This is a genomic window from Nocardia sp. NPDC051981 (genome assembly GCF_040680715.1).
GTDB lineage: Bacteria > Actinomycetota > Actinomycetes > Mycobacteriales > Mycobacteriaceae > Nocardia.
Window position 1 is genome coordinate 40,935 of sequence record NZ_JBFAXK010000039.1, and the last position, 21,120, is coordinate 62,054.

Below are 21,120 nucleotides of genomic sequence, written 5' to 3' on the forward strand. Positions count from 1 at the left end.
TCCGTGTCCGCGCCGTCCATCCCCACCGGTTTCGACTTCACCGACCCCGACCTGCTCGCGCAGCGTCTGCCGGTCGAAGAGTTCGCCGCACTCCGCAAGCAGGCCAAGCCCTTCTGGGTGCCGCAGGCCAATGGCCTCACCGGCTTCGACGATGGCGGCTACTGGGCCATCTCCCAGATGGATGACATCAAGGAGATCTCCAAGAGCCCGGAGACCTTCTCCAACGAGGAGAACACCGCGGTCATCCGCTTCTACGGCGACATCGCCCGCGAAGAGATCGAGGTGCAGCGCTACCTGCTGCTGAACATGGACCCGCCGCGCCACACCAAGCTGCGCCGGATCATCTCCAAGGGCTTCACCCCGCGCGCCATCGAGTCGCTGCGCAACGCGCTGCGCGAGCGCGCCGAGCGAATCGTGCACGAGGCCAAGAAGAACGGCTCCGGCAACTTCGTCGAGCAGGTCGCGTGCGAGCTGCCGCTGCAGGCCATCGCCGAGCTCATCGGCATCCCGCAGGAAGACCGCGGCAAGATCTTCGACTGGTCCAACCAGATGATCGGCTACGACGACCCGGAGTTCAACGGTGACCACAAGGTCGCCACCGCCGAGGTCATGGGCTACTCCTGGAACCTGGCCGAGCAGCGCCGCGCCTGCCCGATGGACGACATCGCCTCCACCCTGCTGCAGGCCGACATCGACGGCGAGTCGCTGGCGTCGGACGAGTTCGCCTGGTTCGTGATCCTGCTGTCGGTCGCCGGCAACGAGACCACCCGCAACGCCACCACGCACGGTATGAAGGCGTTCGTGGACAACCCGGACCAGTGGGAGCTCTACAAGGAGCAGCGTCCGCGCACCGCTCCGGACGAGATCGTCCGCTGGGCCACCCCGGTCATCGCCTTCCAGCGCACCGCCATCGAGGACGTCGAGCTCAGCGGCCAGCTGATCCAGAAGGGCCAGCGCGTCGGCATGTTCTACAGCGCGGCCAACTTCGACGAGAACTACTTCGAAGACCCGTACAAGTTCAACGTGCTGCGCAACCCCAACCCGCACGTCGGCTTCGGCGGCACCGGCACCCACTACTGCGTGGGCGCGAATCTGGCTCGCCTGCAGCTGGATCTGATCTTCAACGCGATCGCCGACGTGATGCCGAACCTGCACCAGATCTCCGAGCCGGTGCGCCTGCGCTCGGGCTGGCTCAACGGCATCAAGAGCTGGGAAGTCGCGTACGAATGAGCGTCCGGGCCCCGAGGAGGTAGTGTGCGTAATCCGGTAGGGGCCCCGTTCTTTCGACCTATGGAGTCAGCATGAGTGAACCTCGCCGACGCGGCCGGATGCCGGCGGTCAGCGACGCCGACATCCGGCGCGTCGCGCGGTCACTGCTGGTCGACCAAGGGCCCGACGCGATCACGCTGCGGGCCATCGCGCGGGAGCTGGGCATCACCGCTCCCGCGCTCTACCGGTACTACGAATCCCGCGACGACCTCGTCGCCGCCGTGCGTACCGACGTATGTGCCGATCTGGCAAAGGATCTGGAGGCCGCCATCGAGGGCCTCCCCGACGACGCGGGCGTCCGCTTCTTCGCCATCTGCCGCGGTTTCCGCCGCTGGGGCCTCACCCACTCCCGCGAATTCACCCTGGTCTTCGCCTCCCCGGTCGGTGCCGGAATCACCAGCGCCATGCAGCAATTCGGCGAACCGGTCGGCCGCATCTTCCTCGGCGCCGCCGGCCGCCTCCTCACCGACTACGACGTCGTCACCCCGCCCACGGCCCTCATCCCGCCCGAACTCCGCGACGACCTCATCAAATTCCAGACCGACCTGCTCCGCGTACTCGCCGACTCCGGTCAGAAGTTCCCCGCCGAAAAGCTCGACCTCGGCGTCAGTTACGTCATGATCCAGTTCTGGGCCCGCCTCTACGGCCATGTCACCCTCGAGGTCTTCGGCAACTACCCCATCCCGGTCAGCCACCCCGACGTTCTCTTCGACTCGACCCTCGCCGACATCGGCCGCGGCATCGGTCTCGTCGCCGACTGATCAGCCCACCTTCCGCTGGACGCGGCGCATGAAGCGTTCGGAGTCGTCATCGGGTGATGGTCCGGCGTCGACGAATCCGTGGCGGAGATACAACGCGATCGCACTGTCGTTGCCGGACTTGACCGAGAGCACGACGTCGCGCCGACCCGCCCAGTCCACGACCGCGCGCACGGCCGCGTCGCCCACGCCGCGGCCGCGGGCCGGCTCGGCGACCCACAGCGAGATCAGTTCCGCCGCTTCGTCGTCTCGGATGTAGGCGCCGGCCATCCCCACGGGCATGCCGTCCAAGCGCACGATGACGTTGAGGGGGACATCGGTCAGCCGGGCGCGCCAGCGCTGTTCGGTGTCGCCGGGTCCGCTCCACTCCGCGAGGGTCGAACCGAAGGCCGACGCCGATTCGGTCAGGGCTCGCAGTCGGAGTTCGCGCCACAGGGACCAATCGTCGGGTCGGAGGACCTGGATTTCGATCATGGCGTCGGTTCCTGGGACGAATCAGCTTCGGGCGTCGGCCAATTCGGTGCGGCGCAGGTGGGCGGGTTCGTCGCGCAGGACGGGTTCGCTCAGGCCGATGCGTTGCTGGATGCGCTTCATCCAGGCCGGCGCCCACCAGACGCGGTCGCCCAGCAGCTTCATGGTGGCAGGGACCAGGAGCATGCGCAGGACGGTGGCGTCGATGATCAGGGCGGCGATCATGCCGTAGGCGATGTACTGCATGAGAACCAGGTCGGAGAAGGCGAAGGCGCCGGTGACCACCAGCAGGATCAGGGCGGCGGCGGTGATGATGCGGCCGGTCTGGGCGGTGCCGGAGCGGATGGCCTCCTCGGTGGTCGCGCCGCGCGCCCGGGCTTCGACCATGCGGGACACCAGGAAAACCTCATAGTCGGTGGAGAGGCCGTAGATGATGGCGATGATCAGGAACAGGATGTTCGCCTGAATCGGCTGGGGGGTGAAGTTCAGCAGGGTCGCGCCGTGGCCCTCGGTGAAGATCCAGGTCAGGATGCCGAGCGTGGATCCCAGGCCGAGCACGCTCATGAAGGCGGCCTTCAGCGGCAGGACCAGGGATCCGAAGGTGAGGAACATCAGTAGCGTGGTCATGGCCAGCACCAGCAGGATCATCAGGGGCAGCCGTTTCAGCAGCGCGGCGATGGCGTCGTGCTGAACCGTCGGCACGCCGCCGACCAGCACGGTCATATTGTCGGGGACCGGCAGTGCCCGCAGATAGTCGATGGTCTTGTCGTACTTGGTGGAATCGATCAGATAGGCCTGGGTGCGATAGACATTCGGCTGCGTCTGGGAGCGGGTCGGAATCTCGAAACCGGTCGAGAGCCCGGTGGTGATCAGTCCGGGAGCGTGGCTCGCCTGTTCGATGAAGGGGCCCACCTCGGTGCTGTCACTGGCGGTGATGAGCAACTCGATCGGGTCGGGCTTGCGGAGCGGGAAATAGGTATCGATCTGCTGCTGGGCGACACGAGTCGTATTGTCCGGCGGCAGATATTTCTCACTGAAACCGCCGAAGGCGATATTGCGGACCGGGACGATCAGCACCAGTAATCCGAGGATCAGGACCGCGGTGATCTCGCGGGGATGCCGCATCACCCAGCTGGTGGACCGGCCCCAGAAGCCCTCCTCCACCTCTTGCGCCGAATCGGTACGGCGGAATCGCTTGATGCCCAGGGCATTCACCCATGGCCCGAGGATCGCCAGCATGGCGGGCAGAATTGTGACGGCCGTCAGCGCCGCCAGGGTGACGGTGGCGATCGCGCCGTACGCGATGGACTTGAGGAAACCCTGCGGGAACAACAGCATGCCGCCCAGGCTGGCGACGATCATGGTGGCCGAGAACAACACCGTGCGGCCCGCGGTCATCACGGCGCGCCGGACTGCGGCGGGCGTGTCGTATCCGGCGGCCACCTCCTCGCGGAACCGGCTCACGATGAACAATGCGTAGTCGATGGCCAGGCCCAGGCCGATCATCGAAACGACCGGCGCCACGAAGGAATTCACCTCGGTCACATTGGTGATCGCCCGGACGATGCCGTTCGCGCCCAGAATCGTCAGTACGCCCATCAGGAGCGGCAGCGCCGCGGCGACCACGCCGCCGAAGATGAAGAACAACAGCACCGCGACCGCGGGAATGGCCAGCAGTTCCATGCGATGGGTATCGGCCGAAATGGTGTCGGTCAGGGCGGTCGAGACCGGTTGCAGGCCACCGACGTACACCTTGATACCCGGAATCGAGAACGCGTCCTTCACGGTCGTGGCGGCATTGTCCGTCAGCGCGACGGAGGCGACCGCGCGGGTCCGGTCCTTGGTGGCGAAGGCCGCGGAGGAACCACGGATGGCGGAGACCTCGGGCCAATACGTGGCGTACACGCCGGCGATGTCGTTCGGGAAGCGCTGGGTGAGCCCGTTGAGGCTGTCCACGATCGATTGGCTCACGTCCGGATCGTCGACGGTCTTCCCGTCGGGTGCCTGATAGAGCACGATCACATCGGCGGCGTGGTTCGGTCCGAACGCATTGGCGGCCAGCACCGCCGCCTGCGCGGACTCCGAGTTCGGATCGTCCAGACCGCCCGCGCTGAGCCGGCTCTCGAAGCCCCAGGCGTAGCCGCCGAGACCGAGCAGGGCGGCCGCCACGATGCCCAGAACGAGAAAACGGTGGTTGGCTACGAGTTTTCCCCATAGCGCGAAGACATCGCGGTCACGCGGGCTTCTCGTGGTCATACTGCACGGTAGCAGTCAAGATCACGAGGAGTGAAAATCGTTGTATCAGAATACAATAAGTGAATTCCGGAACGTGATTTAGCGATAGAAAACGAGTATGGATCGTGGTGAAAAGGCGGTGCCGAATCGCCGGGCTGTGATCACCCGGAGCTGAGTCGTGGCCGGCGCAGCGAGCCCATACGCTTCACGATCCGCGGCCGGCGCAGATCGCGGGCGATCCACTCACCCAGGGTCACACCGGCCGCCAGCGCCAGGCCGACGGCGAACGCACTGAACAATTGGTTGAGCCCGACGATCAATTCGTCATTGAGCAGCGCGTAGAGACCGCGATAGACGCGCAGACCGGGAAGCAGGGGAGTGATGCCCGCGACCGCCACCACCAACGGGGGAGTCAGGGCGCGGCGTGCCACCAGACCACCGGCCAGGCCCACCACCGTGGCCGCCACACCCGAGGACACGATCGGGCCGAATCCGAAGTGCTGGACCAGCAGATAGACGATCGTGGCCGCCGCACCGCTGACCGCAGCCGCCGCGACGGCGCGCCGCTCCGCATAACAGGCGAGCGCGAAGGCCGCCGAGGTGAGCGCGCCCGCGACCAGCTTCAGGGGCAGATTGGTCAGATCGCGGGTCGAGGTCATGTCGGCGATCGGCACCGTCGCCCCGAACACCTCCGCCACCCGCAGCGTGAAGGTGATACCGGCGATGATGCCGCCGGTCATCATGATCACTTCCAGCATGCGCGCCGACGCGGTGATCGGCGCGCCGGTAATGGCGTCCTCGACCGCGCCGACCAGCTGTAAACCGGCCAGCAGCACCGTGATTCCGGCGGCGATGATGAGCGAAGGGTCCAGATGCAGGCTCTCGGCGAAGGTGGAGACCAGGACCGCGGGCACGGTGGCGATGATGCCGCCCACCATGTGCTGGAAGAAGAACGGCAGACCGCGCCGATTCAGGATCCGGTTGGTGCGATCGATCATGGTGGTGGCGGCGAAGCTCAGCAGGGCGATGAGCAGGCCGCCATTGAGCAGCAGCGCCACCGCTGCGGCCATGACCGCCCAGCCGACCGTCGCGAGCCACCGCGGGTACGGGTGCGGCGCGGACGTGATCTCGTCCAGCGCCGCCAGCGCCTCCTGCGGCGGCACCAGTTCCCGGCGGATGCGGCGGGTCAGCCGATCGGCCGCCGCGAGGCGGGTGAAGTCGAGCGACCGGTAATGCACGACACGCATGGTGCTGTACGGCGGCAGCCGCGGTCCCCGGTCGGCGGAGATGCGAATCGAGTTGTAGGTGACATCGATATCGCACTTGGACAGCCCGTAGGTGGAGGCGATGAACTCGATCTGCGTCGTGGTGTCCATGACCGCGGTCCCGGACGCCAGCACCACCTCGCCCACCCGCTCGGCCAGATCCATCACCTCGGTGACTGTCGCGTCGTCGGTGACATCGATCGGCTGGACCGGAGCGGGCGCTTCGACCACCGCGTCGACGGTCGCGCGGCGGTCCGCGACCAAGCGGCCCACCGCCCCGGTCAGCATCCGACGCCACCGGGCGCGCAGCCCGGAAGGCGCCTCCGCCTCGATAGCCACATCGGTGCTCACATACAGCAACGTACACGGGTGCGGGAGATCACCAGGTCGAGCAGTTCGATGGCAGTAGTGTTTTCGAGTATGGCGACGAGCGGCGTTTCGATTTCGGAAGAGCTACGCGCGGCACTCGACGGCCCGTGGCGTGACGTGCGCGAACGAGCGCGGGACATCCTCGACGACGATCGCCTCTACGGCGACCCCGCCCTCGACATCAAAGCGGCGCGGGCGCGCGTGCTGGACCAGATGCAGCTGGTCGCCTCCTTCGGCTGGGTCGAGGGCGGCTTCCGGCACCCGGACGGCAGCCCGGGTGACCCGGGCGCGGTGGTCACCGCGCTGGAGATGCTGGCCTACACCGACCTGTCGCTGTGGGTGAAAAGCGGTGTGCAGTGGGGTCTTTTCGGCGGCGCGGTAGAAAACCTGGGCACCGAGCGGCACCGCGAGTACATCGACGAACTGATTCCGCTGCGCCTGCTCGGCTGCTTCGCCATGACCGAGACCGGGCACGGCAGCGATGTCGCCAACCTGGAGACCACCGCCACCTACGACCCGGCGACCCGGGAGTTCGTGGTCCACAGCCCGACCCCCTCGGCCCGCAAGGACTACATCGGCGGCGCAGCCGAACACGCCTGCATGGCAGCGGTTTTCGCGCAGCTGATCACCGGCGGCGAGAGCAAGGGCGTGCACTGCTTCCTGGTGCCCATCCGTGACGAGGCGGGCAGCGACCTGCCCGGGGTGACCACCTCCGACTGCGGTCTCAAGGGCGGCCTGCCGGGCGTCGACAATGGCCGAATCCTGTTCGACCAGGTGCGAATTCCGCGGGAGAACCTGCTCAACCGCTACGCCGACGTCGCACCGGACGGCACCTACAGCTCCGAGATCGAGAACCCCAGCCGCCGCTTCTTCACCACCCTCGGCACCCTCGTGCGCGGCCGGATCAGTGTGGGCGGTGCGGCCTCGGCGGCCACGCGGGTCGCGCTCAGCATCGCCGTCCGCTACGCCGAGCAGCGCCGCCAGTTCGCCGACCCCGACACCGGCGAGGAGACGGCGCTGCTGGACTACCGCAGCCATCAGCGCCGTTTGCTGCCGCTCGTAGCGCGTTCCTACGCACTGGCTTTCGCACAGAATGATCTCGTGCATCGCATGCACCTGGTGCAGACCGGCCGGACCACCGACCCGCGCGCCCAGCGCGCCCTGGAGAACCGCGCCGCCGGACTCAAGGTCGCCCAGACCCGCCACGCCACCCAGGCGATCCAGGAATGCCGCGAAGCCTGCGGCGGCGCAGGCTATCTCACCGAGAACCGCCTGGTCACCCTCAAGGCCGACACCGATGTGTTCACGACCTTCGAAGGTGACAACGTGGTCCTCACCCAGCTGGTAGCCAAGGACTTGCTGACTGCCTACGCCGATGAGGTGCGCGACCTCGACGCCCTCGGCTGGGTGCGCTTCGCGGCCACCATGGCGCGCGATGTGGTGCGCGAGCGATCCGGTGTGCGGCAGATGATCCAGCGCCTGCGCGACCGCGGCGACGAATCCGTCGACGAGGCCGACCTGTCCCGGCGGTCGGTCCAGTTGCAACTGTTCGCCGATCGCGAGGACTACATGGTCCGCACCGCCGCGCACCGGCTCCGGGCCCGCGCCAAGGAGACCGGGCCCTTCGAGGCGTTCAACAATGCCCAGGACCACATCCTCGCCGCCGGCACCGCGCACATCGAGCGGTTGGTGCTGGAGGCCTTCATCGACGGCATCGCGGACATCGAGGACCCGGACGCGCGCGCCCTCGCCGATTCCGTCTGCGACCTGTACGTCTACTGGACCATCGAGCAGAACCAGGCCTGGTACATCATGCACCGCTTCATGTCCGTGGAGCGTGCCAAGGCGGTGCGCCGCGGCGTCAACGAACTCGTCGATCGGCTACGGCCCCAGGCGCTCACCCTGATCGAGGGACTCGGCGTCCCCGAGGGGATGCTGCGCGCCGCCATGCTCGGCTGACCCGGTCGCCGTCACAGCTGAATCCTATTGCCTCCGTGCATCGTTGAGAGATTGCGCACACGACCCGCGTCACCAGGGCCGTCCGCCCCGGACCGAACCCATGCCGAGCCGGGCCCCGCAGCAGCCGCGACGGCACGGTCGGGCTGATTGTCGCCACCGTCCGCGGCGCGCGAGTTCTTACGGAACCGTGAAGTCATGCCGATACCCGCCGTGTCGGGTGGTGTCCGCACCCGCTCGTACGGCATCGTCGCTCGCGTTTCGATGATCGACACGAGGAGATGCGAATGGGCGAGGAGAACGGTCCGCTACCCCTGAATCGGCGCGCGCTGCTGGCCGCGGCGGTGATCACCGGTGCGGGAACCGCCGGCGTCGGCGGATTCCTGTTCGCGGAGAATGCCATCGGCCCGGCGCGGCTGACCGCCCGGCGCATCGTCGACGGCCTGCAGGCCGCCAACGGTTTCGTCCCGGGCTATCGGCGCAACCATGCCAAGGGTGTCGCGGTGGCGGGACGCTTCGAGAGCAACGGGGCCGGAACGGAGCTGTCGACGGCCGCGGTGTTCCGGCTCGGCAGCTACCCGGTGCACGGTCGGTTCTCGCTGGCGGGCGGCAAGCCGTTCGCGCCCGACGTTCTCGACGCGCGCCGGGGGCTCGGACTGCGGGTCACCCTGCCCGCCGGAGAGGAATGGCGGCTGGCGCTGCTCAATATCCCCGTCTTCACCGACACCTCCGCCCAGGACTTCCACGACCGGACCGCGGCCTACGCGCCGGACCCGGCCACCGGGAAACCGGATCCGGAGCGAGTACGCGCCTACCTGGCCACGCATCCGAAAACTGCTGCCGCACTGGAGATCATCAAGCGGAACCCGCCCGCGGCGAGCTTCGCCACCTCGACCTTCCACGGCCTCAACGCCTTCGAATGCGTCGACGCGCAGGGCACCCGGACTCCGGTCCGCTGGCGGCTCGAACCCGAAACCACCGGCGCCACCGGTGCATCCGGTGCATCCGGTGACGATCAGCTCTTCACGGGCCTGGTCCGGGACCTCCGCCGGGAATCGCTGCGTTGGAAACTGATCGCGGTGGTGGGCAATCGTGGCACCGATCCGACCCACGACCCGACCATCCCCTGGCCGGCGGAGCGGCGCGGCATCGATACCGGCACACTGATCTTGACCGGGGTCGCGAGCGAGTCCGCGGCCAATGTACGAGACGTCAACTTCGATCCACTGGTACTGCCGAACGGCATCGCGGCGTCGGACGACCGTGTGCTGCAAGCACGCTCGGCCGCCTACGCCGAGTCGTATCGACGCCGGGCGGGCGAGACGGCGACCCGGCAGCCGCTGCGGGTGGAGGGTCTGGCGTGAGCGGGGCGATGGAACCGGCCGGGACCACGGTCGAGGAACCGGATCCGACGACACCGGACGTGCTGGAGGCCGACGGCCCGGCGCCCGCCGAACCCACCGCGCGAGCGGGCCATTTCGACCTGACCACGCGGGCGCTGCACTGGCTGATGGCCGTGCTCATCGTGGCCATGCTGTTCCTCGGGGCCGCCCTGGTCGGATCGGTCGGGGATTACGGCGTGCTGCTGAGCATCCATCGGTCGGTCGGCATCGCCATCCTGGTGCTCGGTATGGCGCGGCTGGTCAACCGGCTGCTGCGGCGGGCGCCCGCCCCGGCGGCGCTGTCACCGGCCGAGCGCCGGATCGCGATGGCGTCGGAGCTGTCGTTGTACGCGCTGTTCCTGCTCCAGCCTGTCGTCGGCTGGGCGCTGGTGTCGGCTTCCGGGATTCCGGTGCGGATCGGGGGCGGCATCGACCTGCCCGCGATCGCGCCGGAGAACGCGCACCTCTACGCACAGTTGCGCACCCTGCACTCCTGGCTGGCCTATCTGCTGCTGGCCCTGTTCACCGCACACCTGTCCGCGGTGCTGTGGCATGCGATCGGGCTGCGTGACGGGCTGATGCGGCGCATGGTGCCCGAGCGCCGATCCTGAGGCACGGGCGGGCCGTCGGTATCGTGCAGCCGTGACTCGATCGACCGCGCCCGCCCCCACTCCGCCGGATCAACGGATACGCCGTGCCGCCCTGCCCGCCGTCGTGCTGGCGGGGGTCATCGTCACTGTGCTTGTGCCGCTGTCGTTTCCGGCGGGCGGCGGGTCGACTGGCGCGGATCTGGTGCTGGAGCGCGATATCCACTCGGGGCTGGACGCGCACATGTGGGTGTATCGAGTCCTGGTGTTCCCCAGTAACAGTTACGTCGTCCTGCCGCTGCTGTGCGCCTCCGCGGCGTGGTTCGCCTACCGCCGCCAATGGTGGCAGGCCGGATTCGCACTGGTGGCCCCCGAGCTGGTGGTGGCCGTCAATACCTTTGCGCTCAAACCGTTCTGGGACCGCAGGCTCGACCACTATCTCGCCTACCCCAGCGGGCACACCGTCCAGCTGGTCGCGGTCGTCACCGCCTTCGCGCTCGTGGCCGAATCCGCGCGAGTGCGGACCGGCACGGTGATCGTCATGGTGGTGGTGCTGCCTGCCGTCATGATCGGCATGGTCGGCTTCGGATACCACCATCCGACCGACGTCCTGGGCGGAACGGCGGCCGCGGTCGCGCTCGTGACCGCCCTCTACCTACCGTTCCGCTACTTCATGGCTACACCGGTTGCGGCGCTGTCTAATACGACGCCGCCCCCGCGATGATGAACCACACCACCCACAGCACAGCCACCAGGAAGCCGAGCGTCAGCATCACCCGCATGAGCCCGCGGGTCACCTCGATCCGGTCGCTGCGGCGCGGGTAGAGCTTGCGCGGGCTGAACCACGGCTCGGGGATGTTCAGACCGCGTGCAGACGCGTGCTCGCGCTCCAGCCGCGCCTGCTCCTCGGCGAAGGCCTCGGCCTGGGCCTGCTGCGGACCGCCGTGCCACAGCGTGGGATCCACCGGGCCCAGGAAGCCCTCGTTCAGCAGATCCTGTGGCGCGGGCAGATACGGCAGGATGCCCAGACCGCGGAACGCCCAGGCCACGTCATTGGCCGACCACTGCGGCCGCCCCCGCGAGAGCAGGCTGGTGAAGTGGTCGCGCAGCCGCCGCTCGTCGCCCAGCAGCGCCTGGAAGCTGGGATCGTTCCACAGCTGGGTGACCCGCAGGTTCGACCCGGGCGCCGGCACCACCAGCACGATGCCGTGGATGACGCGCTGGCCGAGTCCCCGCTCGGCCAGCCAGCTCTGCAGCGCGAAGGTGTGATCGCGGGACTTGTCCAGCGGACTGCGCTTGTCGCCGCCCTCGAAGCTGATGATCCGGTCGCCGACCCGCCAGGGGCCGTTGACCGGAATCTCGAGCTCGCCGTCCATGCGCTCCGACAGCGCCTCGGCCTCGATCACCACACAGCTGGTCGGCGTCCACACCACCGCGTCGAACGGATGCAGCTTATCGCCGTGGAACAGACTGCAATTGACGGTGGCGACGCCCTTGGGATCGGTGCTGCCCTTCCAGGTTCGCAGCCAATCGATGAGCACCTTCTCGGCGTGACTGCCGGCGGCGTTCTGCACTCGGACGAGCATCGGCTCTCACCTTCCTCGTCGAATCGATACCGGGAAATGGTACGGGCACAACACCCCAAATTACCGCCGGGCACGCCGCCGCGCTCAGTTCGCGGAGAGCTCGTGATCGTTCGGGAACAGGGGCAGTCGCAACGCGCCGGGCGCGAAGTCCGGCACCACCGCGTGCTTGGGCGCGACGGGGCGGATCCGACGATACGCGGCGCCCAGCTCGGGCCGCGGATCGGCCTCGTTTCGGTTGGGCCAGAACGCCATTGCGCGCTCGGCCTGGGCGGTGATGGTCAGCGACGGGTTCACGCCGAGGTTCGCCGTCACCGCCGAGCCGTCGGCGACATGCAGGCCCGGATGGCCGTACACGCGCTGATACGGGTCCACCACACCGCTTTCCGGGCCCTCGCCGATGACGCAGCCGCCGATGTAGTGGGCGGTGGCCGGGATGTTGAACACGTCCATGGCCAGCATCTGCACGTCGCCGTCGACCTTCGCCCCGAAGCGGCGGCCGACATCGTGCGCGAGCGGGATCCAGGTCGGATTCGGCTTGCCCATGCCCTGTTTGGTCCGCAGCTGCCCCCAGCGCCGGAACGAGGTCAGCGAGTTGTCCAGCGACTGCATGACCAGCAGGATGACCGACTTCTCCGACGCCCGCCGGGCATTGAGACTGCGCGCGAAAACCACCGGGTGCAGCAGCATGGCCAGCAGGAAGCGCAGGAACCGGAACGCTCCGCCATCGACCAGCGGCACCGACAGCGGGAACAGGCCGTTCTGGCCCTTGCCGTAGTGGCACACCTCGACATGGGTGTCGGGCTCGGGATGGATCGAGGAGGTGATGGCGATGCCCTCGGCGAAATCGTCGCGCGCCTTGCTCACCACGTTCAGGATGGCCTCGGAATTGGACCGGGTCAGCTCGCCCAGCCGCGGCGACAGGTTCGGCAGCACGCCCTCGTCCCGCATCTTGTGCAGCAGTTTCTGGGTGCCCAGCGCGGCCGCCGCGAACACCACCTGCTCGGCGGTGAACACCTTGCGCCCCTTGCGAATCCAGCGATCCGAGCGCTGTGTCTCGATGGCGTAGCCGCCGCCGGTCATGGGCCGGACCTTGGTGGCCGTGGTCAGCTCGAACACGTGCGCACCGGCCTGCTCGGCCAGGTACAGGTAGTTCTTGGGCGTGGTGTTCTTGGCGTTGTGCGGGCAGCCGGTGAAGCAGCGCGCGCAGTGGATGCAGCCGGCGCGCCTCGGTCCCGCCCCGCCGAAGTACGGGTCGTCCACCTCCTCGCCCGGCGCGGCCTCGTTGAAGAACACGCCCACATTGGTGGCGTGGAAGGTGTCGGCCACGCCCAGATCCTCTGCCACCGAACGGATCACGTCGTCGGCCGGGGTCATGCGCGGATTCGGGGCCACGCCCAGCATGCGCTGCGCCTGGTCGTAGTACGGCGCGAGCTCCGAGCGCCAGTCGGTGATGTGGGCCCACTGCCGGTCGGTGTAAAAGGCCGGCAGCGGCTCGTAGAGGGTGTTGCCGTAGATCAGCGACCCGCCGCCCACGCCCGCCGCCGAGAACACCGCGCACTTGCCCAGAATGCTGATGCGCTGGGTGCCGGTCAGCCCCAGCCGTGGGGCCCAGATCGACTTGCGCACATTCCAGTTCGTCTTGGGGATGTCCTCGGCGTTCCAGCGGCGGCCGGATTCCAGCACGGCGACCCGGTAGCCCTTCTCGCTCAGGCGCAGCGCGCTCACGCTCCCCCCGAACCCGGAGCCGATAACGACGACGTCATAGTCGAAGTCGGGCATGGTCTTTCCTCTCCCTGGGCTGTACCGATCAGCCTTCACCACTCGGGCCCGAACCGCAGCACGCCTGCGAATTCGCACCCTCCAATACGATGAGAAAATACTGATGTCATTCTCTCACCCGGGTGAGTATGACAGCGAACATATCGTTCGGCTCCGGCGGCGGCGCGGCGGCGTGCCCGGATGGAGATGGCGCGGCGATTGGGGTATGACCGGGTTGTGACAACCGAGCGGAACGCCGAACCGGTCTACAGCGACCGCATCCTCACCGTGCCCAACGTGCTCAGCGTGATCCGGTTGATCGGCGTCCCGGTTTTCCTGTGGCTGCTGCTCGCCGAGAAAGCCGACGGCTGGGCCTTCACGCTGCTGGTTCTCAGCGGCATCACCGACTTCCTGGACGGCAAGCTGGCCCGGTTGCTGGATCAGTCGTCCAAACTGGGCGCCATCCTCGACCCGCTGGTGGACCGCCTCTACCTGCTGGCCACCCTGGGCGGCTTCCTGATTCGCGGCATCCTGCCCTGGTGGGTGGTGCTGATCCTGGTCGGCCGCGATGCGATCCTGACCCTCACCCTCGGCATCTACCGGCGTCGCAACCTCCCCCCGCCCGAGGTCATCTACCTGGGCAAGGCCGCCACCTTCGCGCTGATGTCCGCGCTGCCCTGGCTGCTGGCGGGGCAGATGGACTGGGCGGCGGCAGGTTTCGGCCGCGCGTTCGGTGGGGCATTCTTGATCTGGGGCACGGCGGTCTACGTCTGGACCGGAATCCTGTATCTCCGCAAAGCCGTCGCCGTGGCCCGAGCGATACCGCCCGTGCCACACCATGATCACTCCCGATAGGGTGTGCGGCGGACGGATCGACGACGATCCCGAGAGGAACGCCCGTTGAAAGGACACTGCCAGTGACCGCAGTACCCGAGGATTTGCGCTACTCCGAAGAGCACGAGTGGGTGAGCAAAGTGGGTCCGACCCGGGTGCGGGTGGGTATCACCGATTACGCGCAGTCGCAGCTGGGTGACGTCGTGTTCGTACAGCTGCCGGCGGTGGACTCCGACGTGGCGAGCGGTGACAGCATCGCCGAGATCGAATCCACCAAGAGTGTGTCCGACATCTACGCCCCGCTGGCGGGGAAAGTCGTTGCGGTGAACGATCTTCTGGATGCCGAACCCGAGACGGTCAACTCCGACGCCTACGGCGACGGGTGGCTCTTCGAGGTCGAGGCGGAGTCCGCCGAGGCGCTCGAAGCGGCGCTCGGAAAGCTCCTCGATGCCGCAGGTTATCAAGGAGTTATCGGAGGCTGAAGGAGCCTTCACAGTTCTACCTGCACGGGTACGCCCTGGCAGGGTACGGTCAATGCCAACAGAAGTGCGCGCAGCCGGTGTCCGGATTATCCGGACCTACCCGAAGCGGGGAGTGGCCGGAGTGCCGCATCGCTGAGGGCATCAACTGCTTGCATGGATTATTCGGTTCGAGGAGGAGAGCAAGGGTGAGCGAGAACAAGGACCCGGGTTACCAGGAAACGGCAGCAGAGACCACTTCGGTGTTCCGTGCCGACTTCCTGAACGAGGTCGACACGTCGCGCACCGAGCAGACCGGCGAGCAGCCGGTGCAGGGAGTGGAGGGCCTGCCCGCGGGCGCGGCCCTGCTGGTGGTCAAGCGTGGTCCGAACGCCGGCTCGCGCTTCCTGCTCGACCAGCCGACCACCTCGGCGGGACGCCATCCCGACAGCGACATCTTCCTGGACGATGTCACCGTCAGCCGGCGTCACGCGGAATTCCGCCAGGACGACGACACCTTCCAGGTCGTCGATGTGGGCAGCCTCAACGGCACCTACGTCAACCGGGAGCCGGTGGATTCCTCGGAGCTGCAGAACGGCGACGAGGTTCAGATCGGCAAGTTCCGTCTCGTCTTCCTGACGGGACCGCGACCGGCGACGAGCGACTCGGGTCTATAGGACCGAGCGGAATGACTGGCGCAGCGCAGTGGACGCGCGGAGGCATGTCGATCGGCTCCGTGCTGGATCTCCTGCGTCCGGATTTTCCGGACATCACCATCTCCAAGATCCGATTCCTGGAGTCGGAGGGCCTGATCAGCCCGGAGCGCACGCCCTCGGGGTACCGCCGCTTTCATGTGGCGGACGTCGAGCGCCTGCGCTTCGTGCTGACCGCGCAGCGGGATCAGTACCTGCCGTTGAAGGTGATCAAGGAACAGCTCGAAGCGATCGACAGTGGGGCGGCGACGCTCGGGGTCCGGGAGGCCCGGGCCCGGGCGAACGCCGTGGGAGGGGCCGTGCCCGATTCCAGACCTGGGCCCGACACGAGAGATGGTCTGTCGCCCAATGGAGGCGGCCGCCTGCGGCGGCTGACCGCCGTGCCCGGTGAGGTATCGCCCGAGGAGCTCCGGTTCGACCACGAAATCCGGATCACCCGGGCGGATCTGCTCGAGCAGGCGGGCATCGACGAGAAGTTTCTGACCGAGCTGATTCGCGCCAACCTCATTACCCCCGGTGCCGCAGGCTATTTCGACGGCGACGCCGTCACGCTGGCCCGCACCGCCAAGGCTCTGAGCGAATTCGGTTTGGAGGCAAGGCATCTGCGCGCCTTCAAGCTGGCCGCCGATCGCGAGGCCGCCATGGTCGCGCAGATCGCGGCGCCGATCGCCAAGAGCCGTGACGCGGATGCCCGCGCCCGGGCCGAGGAGACGGTCCGCGAGTTGGCGGCATTGTCGCTGACTCTGCACACCTGCCTGGTGAAGACCTCTGTGCGCGCTTCCCTCGGGGGCTGAATTCTTCGCCTAGACTCGGTATTACAGCCGGGTTGGGCGGCCGGTGAGGATCTTGGGAGGCAGTGCGATGAGCGAAATGCGTGTGATCGGCATCCGTGTCGAACAACCACAGAATCAGCCCGTGCTGTTGCTCCGAGAGGTCTCCGGCGACCGCTATCTACCTATTTGGATCGGCCAGGCCGAGGCCACCGCGATCGTGCTGGAGCAGGAGGGCGTCACGCCCATCCGCCCGCTGACCCACGATCTGATCAAGATCCTGATCAAGGAGCTCGGGCACACCCTCAAAGAGGTGCGGATCGTGGATCTGCAGGAGGGCACCTTCTACGCCGACCTGGTCTTCGAGAATGATCTGCGCATCTCCGCGCGGCCCTCGGATTCGGTGGCGATCGCGCTGCGGGTGGGCTGCCCGATCTATGCCGAGGAGCCGGTGCTGGAAGAGGCCGGACTGGTCATGCCGGACGAGCGCGAGGACGAGGTCGAGAAGTTCAAGGAGTTTCTCGAATCGGTATCTCCCGACGATTTCAAGGCCACGGACAGCTGACCAGTTCCTGACCTGGTAATGATCTTCAAATGGGACAAAACACGGTCTCTACCTCAGGTTTAGGGTTAAAAACACGCGGCTGATCAAGCTTTGCCGGTGGCGATTCTGCCGCGACAATCAGGGGAGTAGCCTCGATTGTTAGGCCAACGCTCCAGCGTCGATTGATAGAGCCCGAGCCCTGATAGGTAAGCAGTAAGGGAGTAGTCAGTGGGAGATCAACCGCAACCTCAGGATGTGGTGCAGCCAGGGCTGTTCCCCGATGACACGGTGCCCGACGAACTCGTCGGCTACCGCGTGCCCAGCGCTTGCCAGGTGGCCGGCATCACCTACCGCCAACTCGATTACTGGGCCCGCACCGGACTGGTCGTTCCGTCCATCCGCAGTGCCACCGGATCCGGCAGCCAGCGCCTGTACTCGTTCAAGGACATCCTGGTCCTGAAGATCGTCAAGCGGCTCCTCGACGCCGGCATCTCGCTGCAGAACATCCGCATCGCCGTGGATCACCTGCGCAGCCGAGGCGTCGAAGACCTCGCCGGGATCACCCTCTTCTCCGACGGCACCACCGTCTACGAGTGCTCCTCCGCCGAAGAGGTGGTCGATTTACTGCAGGGTGGCCAGGGCGTGTTCGGCATCGCCGTCAGCGGCGCCATGCGCGAACTCACCGGAGCGATCGCCAACTTCCCGGCCGAGCGCGCCGAGACCGCGACCACCTCGGACCGTCCCGAGGACGAGCTGTCCTTCCGCCGCAAGGCCCGCATGAGCAAGACCGGCTAGGCACCCTTTCCGGACGCGCGTCGCTTCCTGCGGCGCGCGTTCGGGTATCCGGGGCAGGCCGTTTGAACTGCGCCACAGTCTGAAACCTGCCCAGGCAACATTCTTGTAACCTGGCGCCGCTTAGACTGACAGTGCGTCGCAGCCGTGCGGGAGAGTTCCGGGGATAGTCTCGGACGCCGAAGGAGCAGCACCTCCCCGTCAATCTCTCAGGCACCAGGGACCGTGCGGAGTTTCGACGCCTCTGGAAAGTGGTGACCTCGCGTCACCCGCCCATGGTGAAAGGTCAACGGCCGCAAGGCCGGGGTCCGAATCTCTCAGGCATCGAGGACAGAGGGGGAGGGCAGACGACACGTCGGCCGCCGGGCCGACCCCCGCCCACCCCTTGGAGAGCAGCCGTGATCTGGACTCGATCCTTCGCCGACCGCCACATCGGCCCCGACAGCGGCGAGACCGGCCGCATCCTGGAGGCCGTGGGTGTCGAGTCGCTGGACGACCTCGCCACCCGGGCCGTGCCCGCCGGCATCCTGGACGCGCCCGAGGGCAACGGGCTGAACGCGCTGCCCGCCGCGCTCTCCGAGCACGAGGCGCTCGCCGAGCTTGCGGCGCTGGCGAATTCGAATACCGTGGCCACCTCCATGATCGGGCTGGGTTACTACGACACCCTCACCCCGCCGGTGCTGCTGCGCAATCTCGTCGAGAATCCGGCCTGGTACACGGCGTACACGCCGTACCAGCCGGAGATCAGCCAGGGCCGCCTCGAGGCGCTGCTGAACTTCCAGACCATGGTCGCCGACCTGACCGCCATGGAGGTCGCCAACGCCTCCATGCTGGACGAGGCCACCGCGGCGGCGGAGGCCATGACGCTGCTGCAGCGGGCCAACCGCAAGAGCAAGTCCGAGCGGCTGCTCATCGACACCGATCTGTTCCCGCAGACCCGGACGCTGCTCTACACCCGGGCCGAGCCGCTGGGCATCGAGATCGTCGAGGCCGATCTGGCGGACGGGCAGCTGCCCGAGGGCGACTTCTTCGGCGTGATCGTTCAGCAGCCGGGCGCGTCCGGCCGCATCGTCGACTGGGCGCCGGTCATCGAGGCCGCGCACGCGCGGGGCGCGCTGGTGGCGGTCGGCGCGGATCTGCTTGCGCTGACGCTGATTACGCCGCCGGGGGAGCAGGGTGCGGACGCCTGTTTCGGCACCACGCAGCGCTTCGGCGTGCCGCTGGGCTTCGGCGGGCCGCACGCCGGCTACCTCGCGGTGCACAGCGCGCACGCGCGGCAGCTGCCGGGCCGCCTGGTCGGCGTGTCCGTGGACGCGGACGGCAACCTGGCCTACCGGCTCGCCCTGCAGACCCGTGAGCAGCACATTCGCCGCGAGAAGGCGACCTCGAACATCTGCACCGCTCAGGTGCTGCTGGCCATCCTGGCCGCCATGTACGCCTCGTATCACGGCGCGGACGGGCTGCGCTCGCTCGCGCGCCGGGTGCACGGCCACGCCCAGTGGCTGGCCGCCGGCCTCCGCGACGCGGTGGTGCACCAGACCTTCTTCGACACCGTGCTGGTGAAGGTGCCCGCGGGCGCGGAATCCATTGTGACCAAGGCGAAGGGACGCGGGATCAACCTGCGGCTGGTCGATGCCGATCATGTGGCGATCGCTTGCGACGAGGTCACCACCGACACCCACATCGTCGACGTGCTGGACTGCTTCGGCGCGGAGATCCCGGTCGGCCCGGAGGGCGCGCTCTTCCACGGCAAGCAGCGCCCGCACATCGAGGTCCGCACTTCGGAGTACCTGACCGCGCCCGCGTTCACCAGGTACCGCACCGAGACCGCCATGCTGCGCTACCTACGCGCGCTGTCGGACAAGGACATCGCCCTGGACCGCAGCATGATTCCGCTCGGCTCCTGCACCATGAAGCTGAACGCGGCCGCGGAGATGGAGTCCATCACCTGGCCGGGCTTCAACCGGCTGCACCCCTACGCCCCCGTCGAGGACGCCCGGGGCCTGATCAAGCTGATCGAGGACCTGGAGGGCTGGCTGTGCGCGGTCACCGGCTACGATCGGGTTTCCTTGCAGCCCAATGCCGGTAGCCAGGGCGAGTACGCGGGCCTGCTGGCCATTCGCCGCTACCACCTGGATCGCGGTGACTCGCATCGGGACACCTGCCTGATCCCCTCCAGCGCGCACGGCACCAATGCCGCCTCCGCCGCCATGGTGGGCATGCGGGTGGAGGTCGTGAAGACCCGACCCAACGGCGATATCGACCTCGACGATCTGCGCGCCAAGATCGCCGACCACGCCGAGCGGCTGGCCTGCATCATGATCACCTACCCGTCCACCCACGGCGTGTACGAGCACGAGGTGGCCGAGCTGTGCGGGCTGGTGCACGAGGCCGGCGGCCAGGTGTACGTGGACGGCGCGAATCTCAATGCCCTTGTCGGACTGGCCCGTCCGGGCAAATTCGGCGGCGATGTCAGCCACCTGAACCTGCACAAGACCTTCTGCATCCCGCACGGCGGCGGCGGCCCGGGTGTGGGCCCGGTCGCGGTGCGCGAGCACCTGGCGCAGTACCTGCCGGGCAATCCCCTCGAAAAGGGTTCGCACGCGGTGTCGGCGGCCATGTACGGCTCGGCCTCGATCCTGCCGATCACCTGGGCCTACATCCGCATGATGGGCGCCGACGGCCTGCGCCGCGCCACCCTGACCGCCATCGCCTCGGCCAATTACATTGCGCGCAAGCTGGATCCGCACTTCCCGGTGCTCTACACCGGCGACAACGGCATGGTCGCCCACGAGTGCATCCTGGATCTGCGTGAGATCACCAAGCGCACCGGCGTCACCGTCGACGATGTGGCCAAGCGCCTGGCGGACTACGGCTTCCACGCCCCGACCATGAGCTTCCCGGTCGCGGGCACCCTCATGGTGGAGCCCACCGAGAGCGAGAACCTCGAAGAGCTGGATGCTTTCATCACCGCCATGATCGCCATCAAGGGCGAGATCGACCAGGTCGAGGCCGGGGTCTGGCCGGTCGAGGACAACCCGCTGCGCGGCGCGCCGCACACCGCGGAATGCCTGGTGGGCGAATGGGATCACCCGTACAGCCGCGAACTCGCGGTCTACCCGATGGGCGTGAAGCACGCCCGGGCCAAGGTGTGGCCCTCGGTGCGCCGCATCGACGGCGCCTACGGCGACCGCAATCTGGTGTGCTCGTGCCCGCCGCTGGACGCGTACGCCGAGTGATCGGAGACTGACCGTCGAACAGTGAAGCGGGCCCGCCGGGGCGGGGGCCCAGTGGGGGGTCTAACCAGTGGGGCCGGCGCCACAGGCGGGGCGGGGGCGCGGGGGCCGGGCCCCCCCCCGGGGGGCGCTGGGGT

At 67.7% G+C, this 21,120-nt stretch carries 18 protein-coding genes and 1 riboswitch; of the genes, 13 read left to right on the forward strand and 5 right to left on the reverse strand.

The window, feature by feature from the left end; all coding sequences use genetic code 11:
* The first annotated feature begins 3 nt into the window (after positions 1 to 3).
* The gene (locus AB0L60_RS39275) at positions 4 to 1,230 is read left to right on the forward strand and encodes a cytochrome P450 (protein WP_354850552.1); all 1,227 of its coding nucleotides are present in this window, start codon (positions 4 to 6) and stop codon (positions 1,228 to 1,230) included.
* 71 nt (positions 1,231 to 1,301) lie between these two features.
* Positions 1,302 to 2,030, forward strand: coding sequence for a TetR/AcrR family transcriptional regulator (locus AB0L60_RS39280; RefSeq protein WP_364624998.1), 729 nt, complete (start codon positions 1,302 to 1,304; stop codon positions 2,028 to 2,030).
* Here AB0L60_RS39280 and AB0L60_RS39285 read toward each other — a convergent pair whose 3' ends face one another.
* The 3 genes from AB0L60_RS39285 to AB0L60_RS39295 form a co-directional block, all read right to left on the reverse strand.
* Positions 2,031 to 2,501 (reverse strand): GNAT family N-acetyltransferase, encoded by a 471-nt coding sequence (locus tag AB0L60_RS39285; protein WP_364625000.1) that lies wholly within the window; start codon positions 2,499 to 2,501, stop codon positions 2,031 to 2,033.
* 21 nt (positions 2,502 to 2,522) lie between these two features.
* Positions 2,523 to 4,754, reverse strand: coding sequence for an MMPL family transporter (locus AB0L60_RS39290; RefSeq protein WP_364625002.1), 2,232 nt, complete (start codon positions 4,752 to 4,754; stop codon positions 2,523 to 2,525).
* 140 nt (positions 4,755 to 4,894) lie between these two features.
* Positions 4,895 to 6,286: a threonine/serine exporter family protein gene (locus tag AB0L60_RS39295; RefSeq protein WP_364625031.1), complete on the reverse strand. Its 1,392-nt coding sequence runs from the start codon at positions 6,284 to 6,286 to the stop codon at positions 4,895 to 4,897.
* A 132-nt stretch (positions 6,287 to 6,418) separates the two neighbouring features.
* Here AB0L60_RS39295 and AB0L60_RS39300 point away from each other — a divergent pair, with 132 nt between their 5' ends.
* From AB0L60_RS39300 to AB0L60_RS39315, 4 genes are all read left to right on the forward strand, one after another.
* Positions 6,419 to 8,326, forward strand: a complete 1,908-nt coding sequence (locus tag AB0L60_RS39300) for an acyl-CoA dehydrogenase (protein WP_364625004.1) — start codon at positions 6,419 to 6,421, stop codon at positions 8,324 to 8,326.
* Positions 8,327 to 8,610: 284 nt separating this feature from the next.
* A complete protein-coding gene (locus AB0L60_RS39305) occupies positions 8,611 to 9,687 on the forward strand; it encodes a catalase family peroxidase (RefSeq protein ID WP_364625006.1) in 1,077 nt (358 codons plus the stop codon).
* Complete coding sequence (locus tag AB0L60_RS39310; protein ID WP_364625008.1) at positions 9,684 to 10,316, forward strand: cytochrome b; 633 nt, start codon at positions 9,684 to 9,686, stop codon at positions 10,314 to 10,316. The genes AB0L60_RS39305 and AB0L60_RS39310 overlap by 4 nt, the downstream gene beginning before the upstream one ends.
* A 31-nt stretch (positions 10,317 to 10,347) precedes the next feature.
* Positions 10,348 to 11,016, forward strand: a complete 669-nt coding sequence (locus tag AB0L60_RS39315; RefSeq protein WP_364625010.1) for a phosphatase PAP2 family protein — start codon at positions 10,348 to 10,350, stop codon at positions 11,014 to 11,016.
* Here AB0L60_RS39315 and AB0L60_RS39320 read toward each other — a convergent pair.
* Both AB0L60_RS39320 and AB0L60_RS39325 read right to left on the reverse strand, forming a co-directional pair.
* Positions 10,991 to 11,878 (reverse strand): nuclease-related domain-containing protein, encoded by an 888-nt coding sequence (locus tag AB0L60_RS39320; protein WP_364625012.1) that lies wholly within the window; start codon positions 11,876 to 11,878, stop codon positions 10,991 to 10,993. The genes AB0L60_RS39315 and AB0L60_RS39320 overlap by 26 nt on opposite strands.
* 84 nt (positions 11,879 to 11,962) lie before the next feature.
* The gene (locus AB0L60_RS39325) at positions 11,963 to 13,657 is read right to left on the reverse strand and encodes a GMC family oxidoreductase (protein WP_364625014.1); all 1,695 of its coding nucleotides are present in this window, start codon (positions 13,655 to 13,657) and stop codon (positions 11,963 to 11,965) included.
* Between the two features lie 216 nt (positions 13,658 to 13,873).
* Between AB0L60_RS39325 and AB0L60_RS39330 the strand changes: the two genes are divergently transcribed.
* The 7 genes from AB0L60_RS39330 to gcvP all read left to right on the forward strand — a co-directional run bounded on the left by AB0L60_RS39330 (position 13,874) and on the right by gcvP (position 20,986).
* Positions 13,874 to 14,491, forward strand: a complete 618-nt coding sequence (locus tag AB0L60_RS39330) for a CDP-alcohol phosphatidyltransferase family protein (RefSeq protein ID WP_354850575.1) — start codon at positions 13,874 to 13,876, stop codon at positions 14,489 to 14,491.
* 62 nt (positions 14,492 to 14,553) lie between these two features.
* Positions 14,554 to 14,952, forward strand: coding sequence for a glycine cleavage system protein GcvH (gene gcvH / locus AB0L60_RS39335; RefSeq protein ID WP_364625017.1), 399 nt, complete (start codon positions 14,554 to 14,556; stop codon positions 14,950 to 14,952).
* Between the two features lie 185 nt (positions 14,953 to 15,137).
* The gene (gene garA, locus AB0L60_RS39340) at positions 15,138 to 15,605 is read left to right on the forward strand and encodes a glycogen accumulation regulator GarA (RefSeq protein ID WP_354850581.1); all 468 of its coding nucleotides are present in this window, start codon (positions 15,138 to 15,140) and stop codon (positions 15,603 to 15,605) included.
* Positions 15,606 to 15,649: 44 nt separating this feature from the next.
* Positions 15,650 to 16,435 carry a MerR family transcriptional regulator gene (locus AB0L60_RS39345; RefSeq protein WP_364625020.1) on the forward strand — a complete coding sequence of 262 codons (786 nt, stop codon included), beginning with the start codon at positions 15,650 to 15,652 and terminating at the stop codon, positions 16,433 to 16,435.
* A gap of 67 nt (positions 16,436 to 16,502) precedes the next feature.
* Positions 16,503 to 16,976, forward strand: a complete 474-nt coding sequence (locus AB0L60_RS39350) for a bifunctional nuclease family protein (RefSeq protein WP_040807814.1) — start codon at positions 16,503 to 16,505, stop codon at positions 16,974 to 16,976.
* A 207-nt stretch (positions 16,977 to 17,183) separates the two neighbouring features.
* Entirely contained in the window at positions 17,184 to 17,750 is a 567-nt protein-coding gene (locus AB0L60_RS39355; RefSeq protein WP_354850586.1) for a MerR family transcriptional regulator, read from the forward strand.
* A gap of 137 nt (positions 17,751 to 17,887) precedes the next feature.
* Positions 17,888 to 17,983, forward strand: a riboswitch (glycine riboswitch).
* 162 nt (positions 17,984 to 18,145) lie between these two features.
* Positions 18,146 to 20,986 carry an aminomethyl-transferring glycine dehydrogenase gene (gene gcvP / locus AB0L60_RS39360; RefSeq protein WP_364625023.1) on the forward strand — a complete coding sequence of 947 codons (2,841 nt, stop codon included), beginning with the start codon at positions 18,146 to 18,148 and terminating at the stop codon, positions 20,984 to 20,986.
* Positions 20,987 to 21,120: the final 134 nt, after the last annotated feature.